Below are 12,232 nucleotides of genomic sequence, written 5' to 3'. Positions count from 1 at the left end.
CCCCCCTGGGGGGCAGCAAGCCCGCCTTGCGGGCGCGGCGTGGGGGTCGTTCCCTTCACATTACGCACGGCGGTCTCCGCGGCGGCGGCGATCGCGCGGCGCGAGGCCGCCGGCGACAGCGTCACGCCGCTGCCCTGGCCGTGGGCGACCTTGGTCTGCACCCACTGCGCGCCGGGGAACAGGTCGGTGGTTTCGGCGATGAACACGTCGTCGCCGGTGGCCAGGATGACGGGCACGCCCATTTCACCGGCCAGCGCGCCGTACAGGCCGGCCTCGCCCAGCTCCATGCCATTGATGAAGACGCGCGAGAAGGCGAAGCTGTTGATGGTGTGCGCGAGAATGCCGCGACCCTGCGAGCGCGAGTGATAGCCGATCATGAAGACCGCGTCGCAGCCCTCTTCCAGGCCGCCCATCATGCCCAGGTAGCGCGGCTTGCCCAGCACCAGGCGGGCGCGTTCGTCCAGGCCGTCCGGCAGCAGGTTGCGGAAACCGCCGTGCGAATCGTTGACCAGGATCTCTTCGGCGCCGCCGGCGATGGCGCCCTGCACGGCCGCGTTGGCCTCGGCGGTCATCCAGGCGCGGGCGCGTTCGTACTCGCCGTTGCCGGCGCGCACTTGTTCGGCGTGGAAGACGCCGGCGACGCCTTCGATATCGGTGGAAATCAGGATTTTCATGGGGTGTGCCTTGGTGGGATTCAGAATTCGGTGTCCGCCAGCCATTGGCGCCAGTCGGGAGCGGCGTCGCGGAGGGCGGCGCGGTGATGGCCATCGCGGCCCCGCACGCTTTCGGCCTGCCACAGCGCGGCGATGATGGCCTGCTCGCAGGCCTCGGCGGCCGCCTCGAACAGCGGATCGATGCGGGTTTCGTGCAGCATGGCCAGCGCCGGCATCGGCTGTTCGGCCTGTTGCGGCACCGTGTACGCGGTGGAGAACGCCAGCGCGATGTCGCCGCTGCCATGGCCGAACACCGAGCCGGTGCGGGCCAGGCCGGCGCCGGCGCGCAGCGACAGGCGGCGCAACTGGCGCGCGTCGAGCGGCGCGTCGGTCGCCACCAGCAGGATGATGGAGCCCTTCTCCGGCACGATGGCGGCATTCTCGCCCGCCTGCGCCAGGCCGCGGTCCAATTGATCCGCCAGCCGCCGGCCGAAGGGCCGGCCGGCCACGGTCAGATTGGGCAGGCGGCCGAAATTGGCCAGCACCAGCGCGCCGACGGTGTAGCGCAGGCCCGGCTGGATCGATGCCAGGCGCGAGGCCGAGCCGATGCCGCCCTTGAAGGAAAAGCACGACATGCCGCGGCCGGCGCCGACCGCGCCCTGCGCCATGCGCTTGTCCGCGGCGGCCAGCGCCTGGGCGTAGTGCGACTCCTGCACCGCCATGGCCTGGATGTCGTTCAGGTAGCCGTCGTTGCGCTCGAACACCAGCGGATTGATCGTCGACATGCCGCGGCCGATCTCGGGCGTGGCCGCCACCGCCGAACGGATCTGGGCGTTGGCCACGGTGCCCACGCCGAAGGTGTTGGTCAGCGCGATCGGCGTTTCCAGCACGCCCAGTTCCTGCACCTGGACCAGGCCGGTGCTCTTGCCGAAGCCGTTCAGCACCGTGGCGGCCGCCGGCACCTTGTCCAGGAACAGATTGCCGCCGTGCGGCCGCACCACGGTCACGCCGGTCTGCCGCGCGCCGTCGTCCAGCGTGCAGTGGCCGACGCTGATGTCGCCCACGTCGCAGATCGAATCGAGCGGGCCGGCCTCCAGCTTGCCGATGCGGGGTTGGTCCAACGCTTGTTTGTCCATGCTTGTCGCTGCGTGTCGCCACGCTCCAGAATGCAAAATGCCGCCGTCCTGCGTGGCCGTGGCGCGCGCCGCGAGGCGGGCGCCCGGACGCGGGCGGCGGCAAGGGATCCGATGCCGCGCGCCGAGCCCCGAGGGGCGGCCGGCGCGGTGGCCATCATCCGCTTGGCGGTTACTTGCGATCGATCTTGGGATCGAGCGCGTCGCGCAGGCCGTCGCCCAGCAGGTTGAACGCCAGCACGGTCAGGAAGATCGCCAGCGCCGGGAAGATCGCCACGTGCGGGGCGATCACCATGTCGGCGCGCGCCTCGTTCAGCATCGCGCCCCACTCCGGCGTGGGGGGCGAGGCGCCCATGCCCAGGAACGACAGGCTGGCCGCGGTGATGATCGAGGTGCCGATACGCATCGTGCCGTACACCACGATCGGCGAGATCGTGCCGGGCAGGATGTGGCGCATGATGATGGTCCAGTCGGACGCGCCCACGCTCTTGACCGCCTCGACGTAGGTCATCTGCTTGATCGATAGCGTGTTGCCGCGCACCAGGCGGGCGAACGCCGGCACGCTGAACACGGCCACGGCCACGATCACGTTGACCATGCTCGAGCCCAGGATCGCGACCACGCCAATCGCCAGCAGCATGCCGGGGAACGCCAGCAGCACGTCGGAGACGCGCATCGTGATGCGCTCCCACCAGCCTTCGTAGTAGCCCGCCATCAGGCCCATGAAGGTGCCGACGACGGCGCCCATGGCGACGGACAGGAAGCCGGCGGCCAGCGAGATGCGCGCGCCCATGATGATGCGGCTGAAGATGTCGCGGCCCAGCGAGTCCACGCCCAGCCAGTGCGTCCACGAGGGACCGGCATTGAGGGCGTCGTAGTCGAAGAAGTTCTCCGGGTCGAACGGCACGATCCAGGGGGCCAGGATCGCCACCACGACCAGCAGCAGGACGAAGAGGCCGGCGCCCACGGCCAGCTTCTGCTTCTTGAACTTGCGCCAGAACTCGGTGGCGGGCGTGCGCACGTCGTTCTTGGGCACGGCGGTGGCGACGGTTGCGGCGGGTGTCGTATTGCTCATGGCCGCCTCACTTGTAACGGATGCTGGGATTGATGACGCCGTAGAGCACGTCGACAATCAGGTTGATCAGGATGAATTCGAACGAGAACAGCAGCACCAGGCCCTGGATCACCGGGTAGTCGCGCTGGGTCACGGCATCGACCAGCAGGCGGCCGAGGCCGGGCCAGTTGAACACCGTCTCGACCACGATCGAGCCGCCCAGCAGGAAGCCGAACTGCAGGCCCATCATGGTGACGACCGGAATCAGCGCGTTGCGCAGCGCGTGCTTGATGACCACGCGGCGCTCGCTCAGGCCCTTGGCGCGGGCGGTGCGCACGAAGTCTTCCTGCACCACTTCGACGAAGGAAGCGCGGGTGAAGCGCGCCATCACCGCGGCCACGGCCGCGCCCAGCGTGATGGACGGAAGTATGTAGTGTTTCCAGCTGGAGGCGCCCACGGTCGGCAGCCAGCCCAGGTTCACGGAGAAGATCTGCATCAGCATCATGCCCAGCGCGAACGCGGGGAACGAGATGCCGGACACCGCCAGCGTCATGCCCAGGCGATCGGGCCAGCGGTTGCGCCAGACGGCGGACACGATCCCGATGATCATGCCGAAGGTGACGGACCAGGCCATACTGGCGATCGTCAGCCACATGGTGGGCATGAAGCGATCGGCGATTTCGGTCGAGACGGGACGCTTGGTACGCAGCGAGGTACCCAGGTCGCCTTGCAGCATGTGGCTGAAGTAGTGCACGAACTGCTGCGGCAGGGGCAGATCCAGGCCCAGTTCCTTGCGCACCAGTTCGACGGTCTGCTGGTCGGCCTCCTGGCCCGCGGCCAGTCGCGCCGGGTCGCCCGGAAGCATGTGCACAAACAGGAACACGACCACGGCCACCAGCAGCAGCGTGGGGATCATGCCCAAAAGACGTTTGACGATGTAGGTCAGCATTGAAATTCCTGCAACATCGGCGGGGACACCGCGTCCCCGCCGTATGTGGCCTTGCAAGGGCCTTGCGGCCCCGAGAGTTACCGCCGGATTACTGCTTCAGTTCGATGTCGCCGAACCAGAACGAGGTGTCCGGTTCCACGTACACGCCCGACAGGTTCTTCGACTTGACGTACAGGTTGTTCTGGGTCACCAGGAAGGCCCACGGGGCGTCCTTCCAGATGGTTTCCTGAACGGTCTTGTAGATCTCGGTCTTCTTGGCGCGGTCGGTCGTCGCCAGGGCTTGCTGGATGCCGTCGTCAACCGACTTGTTCGAGTAGTACGACACGTTGTTGAGCACCGGCGGGAACGCGGCGGTGGTCAGCAGCGGACGCAGGCCCCAGTCGGCTTCGCCGGTCGAGGACGACCAGCCGGCGTAGTACATGCGGACCTTGGCGTCTTCAGGCTTCTGCACCTGTTGCACGCGCTGCACGCGCTGGCCCGATTCCAGCACTTCGACCGACACCTTGATGCCGACTTGCGCCAGTTGCTGCTGCAGGAACTGCACCACCTTCACCGAGGTGCCGTCGTTGTAGGCGGACCAGAGCTGGCTTTCGAAGCCATTGGGGTAGCCGGCTTCGGCCAGCAGGGCCTTGGCCTTCTTGATGTCGTACGGCCACGGGCCGGTCTTGTGGGCGAAGTCCACGCCGGTCGGCACGACGCCGTCGACGACGGTGGCGTAGCCCGAGAAAGCGACCTTGGCCAGGGCTTCCTTGTTGATGGCGTAGTTGATGGCTTCACGCACCTTGACGTTGTCGAACGGCTTTTGCTGCACGTTCATCGACAGGTAGCGGGCCATGATCGAGTTCTTGTGGTCGACCACGTCCAGCTTGTCGTTCTTGGCCAGCACGGCGGCCTGCTCGAACGGCACCGGGAAAGCGAACTGCGCTTCGCCCGTCTGCACCACGGCGGCGCGGGTGTTGTTGTCGGTGACGGTGCGGAACGTCAGGGTGTCGACCTTGGGGTAGCCCTTCTTCCAGTAGCCGTCGAACTTCTTGACCTTCAGGTATTCGGCCGGTTTCCATTCGACGAATTCGAACGGGCCGGTGCCGACCGGGTGGAAGCCGATTTCCTTGCCGTACTTGGCCAGGGCGGCCGGCGAGATCATCATGGCGGCCGGGTGGGCCAGCGCGTTGATGAAGGCCGAGAACGGCTTCTTCAGCGTGATCTTGACGGTCAGCGGGTCGATCACTTCGATCTTCTCAATGACGCTGAACTGGATGTAGCGCGACAGGCGGTTTTCCGGGTTGGCCGGACGGTCGAAGTTGATCTTGACGGCTTCGGCGTTGAACGGGGTGCCGTCATGGAACTTGACGCCATCGCGCAGCTTGAAGGTGTACACCAGGCCGTCTTCGCTGACGGTGTAGTCGGTGGCCAGCACCTTCTGGACCTTCAGGTCCTTGTCGAACTCGAACAGGCCTTCGTAGTAGGCCTTGCCGGCCGCCTGGTTCAGCGTGCTGTTGGTGTTGTACGGATCGAGCGTTTCCAGCGCGATGGAGACGGCAAACGTCACGTCCTTGGCAGCATGCGCCAGCGGCGAGGTGAGCACGCCGAAGGCCACCGCGGCGGCGGCCATCAGCTTGGTGGGGCGCAGAACTTTCATCATTGCAACTCCTGGTTCCGTGAGGAATTAGGGGGTTTGGTGGAAGAAAAACAAGTACGACAACTGACTCAATACGCTCCGCCGACCGCATGGCGGGCGACGAAGTGATCGGTTCCTACCTGCACCAGCGGTTGCACCACCGGCTCGTCGCCGAGCTTGCGGATCGGGCTGGGAATTTCATCGGACAGCAAGGTGCGCTTCATGTGGCGGCGCGCCGGATCGGCGATCGGCACGGCGGCCATGAGCTTCTTGGTATAGGGGTGCTGCGGGTTCTCGAAGATGGCCCGGCGCGGGCCGATCTCGACAATCTGCCCCAGGTACATGACCGCCACGCGGTGGCTGACGCGCTCGACCACGGCCATGTCGTGCGAAATGAACAGGAACGAAATGCCCATGTCGCGCTGCAGGTCGATCAGCAGGTTGACGATCTGCGCCTGGATCGACACGTCCAGCGCCGACACCGATTCGTCCGCGATCACGACCTTCGGGTTGAGAGCCAGCGCGCGCGCGATACAGATGCGCTGGCGCTGGCCGCCGGAGAATTCATGCGGATAGCGCTGCGCCATTTCGGGCGGCAGGCCGACGCGTTCGAGCAGTTCGGCCACGCGCTGCTCGGCTTCCTTGCCCTTGGCCACGCCGTGCACCAGCAGCGGCTCCATGATCGAGAAACCGACCGTGACGCGCGGATCGAGCGAGGCGAACGGATCCTGGAACACGAACTGGATGTCGCGGCGCAGGGCTTGCAGTTCGGAGGTCTTCAGACGCACGATGTCGCGCCCGCCGAAGCGGATCTCGCCGCCCTGGCTGTCCACCAGGCGCAGCAGCGAGCGGCCGGTGGTGGACTTGCCGCAACCGGATTCGCCCACCAGCGACAGCGTCTCGCCGGGGCACAGGTCGAAGCTGACCTTTTCCACGGCATGCACGCGGCGCTGCACGCGGCTCATGATGCCGCCGCGCAGGTCGAAACGCGTTACCAGGTCGCGCACGCTCAGGATCGGCTCGCGGCGCGCGGCCGGCACTTCCTGGGTGCTGGTGGCGCCGGGTTCGGCCACCGGCTGAGCCTTGCCGTCCACCTGCAGCAGCGGGAAACGCGCCGGCAGGTCGGTGCCCTGCATCGCGCCCAGCTTCGGCACGGCCGACAGCAGCGCCTTGGTATAGGCATGCTGGGGCGTGGCGAACACCGACGCCGACGGGCCTTCCTCGACCTTGTCGCCGCGGTACATGACCAGCACGCGGTCGGCCACTTCGGCGACCACGCCCATGTCGTGGGTGATGAACACCACGCCCATGTGCATTTCTTCCTGCAGTTGGCGGATCAGTTGCAGGATCTGCGCCTGGATCGTGACGTCCAGCGCGGTGGTGGGTTCGTCGGCGATCAGCAGCGCCGGCTTGCAGGCCAGCGCCATGGCGATCATGACGCGCTGGCGCATGCCGCCCGACAGCTGGTGCGGATAGCGGTCCAGCACCGACTTGGCTTCCGGGATGCGCACCTGCTCCAGCATGCGCAGGGCTTCGGCGCGCGAGGCCGCGGCGTCCATGCCCTGGTGCTCGCGGATCGATTCGGCGATCTGGTCGCCGGCCGTGAACACCGGGTTCAGGGAGGTCATCGGCTCCTGGAAGATCATGGCCATGTCGGCGCCGCGCACATTGCGCATGGCGCGCTGGTTGGCATTGACCAGGTCGATCACGGAACCGTTGCGCCGGCGCAGGGCCATGCTGCCCTGGGCGATGCGGCCGCCGCCATGTTCCACCAGGCGCATCAGCGCCAGCGACGTCACCGACTTGCCCGAACCCGATTCGCCCACGATGGCCAGGGTCTCGCCCCGGTCCACATGGAACGACAGGTTGCGCACGGCTTCGACCGTGCGCTCCGAACCCACGAAGCGCACCGTCAGGTCGTCGACCTGGACCACGCGGTTATCCGGCAGCGCCAGGCTGTTTGCGCGATCAACCATATCTCTAGTAATCCCCAAAACTGACAAAAACGAAGCCCGCCGCCGCTCAGCGGTAGATGGCGGTGACCGGCTTCTCGCCGACGCGGGCGTAACCGCGGTACATGCCTTCCGTGTTGAACGGCAAGGCCACATTGCCCTGGGCGTCGACGGCCACCAGGCCGCCCTTGCCGCCGATGGTGGGCAGTTTTTCCATCACGACGCGGTCCGCCGCCGTTTCCAGCGAGGCGCCGCAATATTCCATCTGGGCCGCCACGTCATAGGCGGCGACCATGCGGATGAACATCTCGCCGGTGCCGGTGGTGGACACGGCGCAGGTCTTGTTGCTGGCGTAGGTGCCGGCGCCGATCAGCGGCGCGTCGCCGACGCGGCCGACCTGCTTGTTGGTGATGCCGCCGGTGGAGGTGGCCGCGGCCAGGTTGCCCTGCGCGTCCACGGCCACGGCGCCCACGGTGCCGAACTTCTTGTCCGAATCCAGCGGATCGGCCGGCGCCGGCTGGCCGCGCGCGACCATGGCCTGGCCGTCGTGGTCCAGCACCGCCGCTTCCGGCGTTTCGCGCTGCACCCGCAGCAGCTGCTCGCGGCGCGCTTCGGTCGAGAAGTACGACGGGTCGACCAGTTCCAGGCCGGCGTCCTTGGCGAAGGCTTCGGCGCCCTCGCCCACGAAGAACACGTGCTTGCTGGTTTCCATGACCTTGCGCGCGGCGAACACCGGGTTGCGCACGCAGTTGACGTTGGCGATGGCGCCCGAACGCAGCGTGGCGCCGTCCATGATGGCGGCGTCCAGCTCATGGGTGCCGGCGCTGGTGAACACGGCGCCATGGCCGGCGTTGAACAGCGGGCAGTCTTCCAGCAGGCGCACGGCCTCGGTGACGGCGTCCAGCGCGCTGCCGCCACGGGCCAGCACGGCCTGGCCGGCGGTCAGGATGGATTCGAGCGCGCTCAGGTATTCCTGCTCTTTCTCGGGCGACATGGCCGCGCGGGACATCGCGCCGGCGCCACCGTGAATCGCGATCACGGGTTGAATCATCGTTTACCTACTCCATGGATGAGCCACGGCATCACGGACTGGGTCACCCCAGCGGCGGCCGCGACGGAATTCTTGGCCCGATAGGCCACCGCCGCCGACAAGGCCTCGATCAGGCCGAGCGCGGCGGTTTCGGAATTGGGGATCAGCTGGCGCGTGGACACGGCGTACAGCACCACCGACGCGGTCGGCGCCAGCGGCGAGGTGGGCTTGTCGGTCAGCACCAGCACCGGTACGCCGGCCTGCTTGGCGGCGCCCGCCAGGGTCACGGTGTCGGCCAGGTAGCGCGGAAAGCCGATCGCGATCACCAGATCCTTGCTGGTCATGCGCGACATCTGGCGCGCCGCGTGCGACACCCCGCCCGGGCCGGCCAGCGATTCGACCGAATGCAGGTGCATGCACAGGCCGCGCTGCAGCATGCCGGCCAGGAAGCCGCTGGCGCCGAAGCCGATGATGAACACGCGGTCGGCGGCCAGGATGGCGTCGACCGCCTGCTCACAGGCGGCGGCATCCAGGGTCTGCAGGTTGCGCTGGGCGTTGCGGATGTCTTCTTCGAGGGTCGCGGCGAAGATCTGCACCGCGCTGGCCGAATGCGCCAGCTCGGTGCGCAGCTTTTCGACCGGCTCCAGCGCCGCCTCGAAGCCGCGCGCCAGCTCGGCGCGGAACTGCGGATAGCCCGGCAGGTCCAGGGCGCGCGCGAAGCGGTTGGCGGTCGCGACCGACACCCCCGCCGCCGTCGCGAATTCGTCGATGGTCATCGTGGCCACGCGGAACTGGTGCGCCAGGACGTATTCGGCCATCTTGTGCTGCGTGCGGCTCAGCGCGGGCTGGGCCCGGGCGATCCGATCAGCGATCGTGAGTGCGGCCTTGTTCATCGAAAAAAGGGGGAGACGTAGCGGAGGTTTGTGTAAATCTGTTTACACATAAATTTTAGATAAGAAAATTCATTTTCATACTAAGGGTATACCCGTGAATTTATGTAACAATGCTTCAAAAGAAACGGGGCCGGTTTGAGGTACGCTAAATGCCCCTTCCCGTTTCCCGTTTTCCGGAACCTTCGAATGCCCGTCTGGACCTGCAAACCCCACGCCGAACTGACCCTGGCCGAGCTCTACGCCATCCTGCGCCTGCGCTCGGAAGTCTTCGTGGTCGAACAGAACTGCGTCTTCCTGGACATGGACGACAAAGACCTGCTGGGACAGACCGAACACCTGATGGCCTGGGACAACGGCGCGCTGCTGGCCTATTGCCGCCTGCTGGAACCGGCGCTGAACGACGGCCAGGCAGTCATCGGCCGCGTCATCACGGCGCCAGCGGCGCGCGGCACGGGCCTGGGCCACGACCTGATGCGCCGCGCCAAGGACGAAGTGGCGCGGCTGTGGCCGGGCCAGCCGGTCTACCTGGGCGCGCAGGCCCGGCTGCGCGGCTATTACGGCGGCCACGGCTTCGTGCCGGTGACCGAGGAGTACATCGAGGACGGCATCCCGCACGTCGGCATGCTGCTGCGCGAAGCGGCCTGAACGCCACGGCGGCGGGCAGCGCTGCCCCAGGCGCGTTGCCGCCGCCCCAATGAAAACGCCCCATTGCGGGGCGTTTTGTGTTTTGCCGACGGCATGAAAAACGCCCACGACGGGGCGTTTTTCGTTCCAGCGTCGATCGAGGTTACTTGACCGCCGACACGTCCAGCTTGGCGGCCGTCTTGGACTGGATCTCGTCCACCGTCACGCCCGGCGCCGTTTCCAGCAGCTTCAGGCCGTTGTCGGTGACTTCCATCACGCCCAGATCGGTGATGATCAGGTCGACCACGCCCACGCCGGTCAGCGGCAGGTTGCATTCGGGCAGCAGCTTGACGTCCTCGGTGCCGTCCTTCTTCTTGGCCACGTGTTCCATCAGCACGACCACGCGGCCGACACCGGCCACCAGGTCCATCGCGCCGCCCATGCCCTTGACCATCTTGCCCGGAATCATCCAGTTGGCCAGGTCGCCCTTTTCGGACACCTGCATCGCGCCCAGGATGGCCAGGTTGATCTTGCCGCCGCGGATCATCGCGAACGAGTCGGCCGACGAGAAGATCGACGAGCCGGGCAGCGTCGTGACCGTCTGCTTGCCGGCGTTGATCAGGTCGGCGTCGACCTCGGCGTCGGTCGGGAACGGGCCGATGCCCAACAGGCCGTTTTCGGATTGCAGCCAGACTTCGACGCCCTTGGGCACGTGGTTGGCCACCAGGGTCGGCAGGCCGATACCCAGGTTCACGTAAAAACCGTCTTGCAGCTCGCGCGCGGCGCGCGCCGCCATTTCATCGCGGGACCATGCCATGTCGTGTTCTCCTTAGGCCGGGCGAGTGGTGCGTTGTTCGATGCGCTTTTCCGGATTGGCGTTCAGCACGATCCGGTGCACATAGATGCCGGGCAGGTGGATCTGGTCGGGGTCCAGGCTGCCGGTGTCGACGATCTGCTCGACCTCGACCACCGTGAACTTGCCGGCCATGGCCACGTTCGGGTTGAAGTTGCGCGCCGTCTTGCGGAACACCAGGTTGCCGCTGCGGTCGGCGATGTGCGCCTTGACCAGCGACACGTCCGGCACCAGCGAACGCTCCATCACGTATTGCTGGCCGTCGAATTCGCGGATTTCCTTGCCGTCGGCGACGATGGTGCCCACGCCGGTGCGGGTGAAGAACGCCGGGATGCCGGCGCCGCCGGCGCGCAGCTTCTCGGCCAGCGTGCCCTGCGGCGTGAATTCGAGCTCGAGTTCGCCCGACAGGTACTGGCGTTCGAATTCCTTGTTCTCGCCCACGTACGAGGCGATCATCTTGCGGACCTGGCGCGTGTTCAGCAGCTGGCCCAGGCCGAAGCCGTCGACGCCCGCGTTATTGCTGATGCACGTGAGATCCTTGACGCCCGAATCGCGCAGCGCGGCGATCAGGGCCTCGGGAATGCCGCAAAGGCCGAAACCGCCGACGGCGATCATCTGGCCGTCCTTGACGATGCCTGCCAGCGCCTCCTGGGCGCTTGCAAAAACCTTGTCCATCGCTCCAACTCCTAGTTAAGGTCGAACTGAAGAGGATCCGCCCGCCCTGCCGGACCGCATGCCCCGCGAAGGAGGCCGGCGATCCTGGATGGACCCTGTTTGTACTTGGGGCGCGGCTGCCGGTTTCGCGGCCCGGCGGCATCGCGGCGTGGCCCGATGCCTGCTGGTTCGCGGCGCCGAGGGTGGCGCGCCCTGTCATTCGTATTGTGGTTCTGTCCTGGATTTTAACGGCATGGCCGGCAAATGCGGGCGCCGTTTCAAACGCCGCATTGAAGTCGGACCGCCCGCCGCCGGCGCGCCTAGGCCGCCGGCTGGAACTGCGTGGCCATTTTCGCCAGCACTTCGGGCGGCCACGGGGCGGACGTATTGGCCACGTAATCCATCCACACCAGCACGTTGCGGCCGCGGGCGTAAGGGCCGGCGTCGTCGCCCACCTTCTCGAGCAACAATTCGAACTCGGCGCTCGAACGGCCGATGCGCGTGACCTTGTGCGTGACCCGCACGGTCGCCGGATAGGTCAGCGGTCGCAGGAAATCGCAGGACGCGTGCGCGAGGATGGCGCCGTCGTCGGCCGGCAGTTCGAAGCCCGCGTCGTAGAGGATCTGCATCCGCGCCTCTTCCATGAGGCGGAAATACAGCGTGTTATTGAGATGGTTCAAGGCGTCGGAATCGCCCCAACGCAAAGGCAAATCCACATGATGGGTATCCCCCACCGTCAGAATCCGCGCAGACAGAGTGTCCGGGTTCACCAATTGCTCCTGATAGCTGATGGAAATGCGAAGACGTGCAAGGTCTCCG

12 protein-coding genes are annotated in these 12,232 nt (G+C 66.6%); 1 reads left to right on the top strand and 11 read right to left on the bottom strand.

The features are described from left to right. The 8 genes from AOZ49_RS28505 to AOZ49_RS28470 all read right to left on the bottom strand — a co-directional run. The coding region (locus tag AOZ49_RS28505; RefSeq protein WP_054479161.1) for a M55 family metallopeptidase at positions 1 to 674 on the bottom strand (674 nt) is incomplete at its 3' end. A 20-nt stretch (positions 675 to 694) separates the two neighbouring features. After that, positions 695 to 1,789 (bottom strand): DmpA family aminopeptidase, encoded by a 1,095-nt coding sequence (locus AOZ49_RS28500; protein WP_082380623.1) that lies wholly within the window; start codon positions 1,787 to 1,789, stop codon positions 695 to 697. A gap of 169 nt (positions 1,790 to 1,958) precedes the next feature. Then, a complete protein-coding gene (gene gsiD, locus AOZ49_RS28495; protein ID WP_054429553.1) occupies positions 1,959 to 2,861 on the bottom strand; it encodes a glutathione ABC transporter permease GsiD in 903 nt (300 codons plus the stop codon). Positions 2,862 to 2,868: 7 nt separating this feature from the next. After that, positions 2,869 to 3,789: a glutathione ABC transporter permease GsiC gene (gene gsiC, locus AOZ49_RS28490; RefSeq protein WP_054479152.1), complete on the bottom strand. Its 921-nt coding sequence runs from the start codon at positions 3,787 to 3,789 to the stop codon at positions 2,869 to 2,871. Between the two features lie 88 nt (positions 3,790 to 3,877). Beyond that, complete coding sequence (gene gsiB / locus AOZ49_RS28485) at positions 3,878 to 5,431, bottom strand: glutathione ABC transporter substrate-binding protein GsiB (RefSeq protein WP_054429554.1); 1,554 nt, start codon at positions 5,429 to 5,431, stop codon at positions 3,878 to 3,880. A gap of 65 nt (positions 5,432 to 5,496) precedes the next feature. Beyond that, the gene (locus tag AOZ49_RS28480; protein ID WP_054479151.1) at positions 5,497 to 7,383 is read right to left on the bottom strand and encodes a dipeptide ABC transporter ATP-binding protein; all 1,887 of its coding nucleotides are present in this window, start codon (positions 7,381 to 7,383) and stop codon (positions 5,497 to 5,499) included. 46 nt (positions 7,384 to 7,429) lie between these two features. Beyond that, positions 7,430 to 8,410: an isoaspartyl peptidase/L-asparaginase family protein gene (locus AOZ49_RS28475; RefSeq protein ID WP_054429556.1), complete on the bottom strand. Its 981-nt coding sequence runs from the start codon at positions 8,408 to 8,410 to the stop codon at positions 7,430 to 7,432. After that, complete coding sequence (locus tag AOZ49_RS28470; protein ID WP_054429557.1) at positions 8,407 to 9,282, bottom strand: MurR/RpiR family transcriptional regulator; 876 nt, start codon at positions 9,280 to 9,282, stop codon at positions 8,407 to 8,409. Before AOZ49_RS28470 ends, AOZ49_RS28475 begins: the two co-directional genes overlap by 4 nt. A gap of 186 nt (positions 9,283 to 9,468) precedes the next feature. Here AOZ49_RS28470 and AOZ49_RS28465 point away from each other — a divergent pair, with 186 nt between their 5' ends. Next, complete coding sequence (locus AOZ49_RS28465) at positions 9,469 to 9,927, top strand: GNAT family N-acetyltransferase (protein ID WP_054479148.1); 459 nt, start codon at positions 9,469 to 9,471, stop codon at positions 9,925 to 9,927. Positions 9,928 to 10,069: 142 nt separating this feature from the next. On the opposite strand, the gene AOZ49_RS28460 is transcribed toward AOZ49_RS28465, so the two are convergent. The 3 genes from AOZ49_RS28460 to AOZ49_RS28450 form a co-directional block, all read right to left on the bottom strand. Continuing rightward, positions 10,070 to 10,723, bottom strand: coding sequence for a CoA transferase subunit B (locus tag AOZ49_RS28460; protein ID WP_054429559.1), 654 nt, complete (start codon positions 10,721 to 10,723; stop codon positions 10,070 to 10,072). 12 nt (positions 10,724 to 10,735) lie between these two features. Beyond that, positions 10,736 to 11,434, bottom strand: a complete 699-nt coding sequence (locus AOZ49_RS28455; RefSeq protein ID WP_006393519.1) for a CoA transferase subunit A — start codon at positions 11,432 to 11,434, stop codon at positions 10,736 to 10,738. 299 nt (positions 11,435 to 11,733) lie between these two features. After that, complete coding sequence (locus AOZ49_RS28450; RefSeq protein ID WP_035361297.1) at positions 11,734 to 12,183, bottom strand: acyl-CoA thioesterase; 450 nt, start codon at positions 12,181 to 12,183, stop codon at positions 11,734 to 11,736. Between the last annotated feature and the right edge of the window lie 49 nt (positions 12,184 to 12,232).

The sequence above is a fragment of the Achromobacter sp. 2789STDY5608615 genome (assembly GCF_001298995.1).
In the GTDB taxonomy this organism is placed as follows: Bacteria; Pseudomonadota; Gammaproteobacteria; order Burkholderiales; family Burkholderiaceae_B; genus Achromobacter; species Achromobacter insuavis.
Note: the sequence above shows the minus strand (reverse complement) of the source record. Positions and strands in the feature narration are given on the sequence as shown.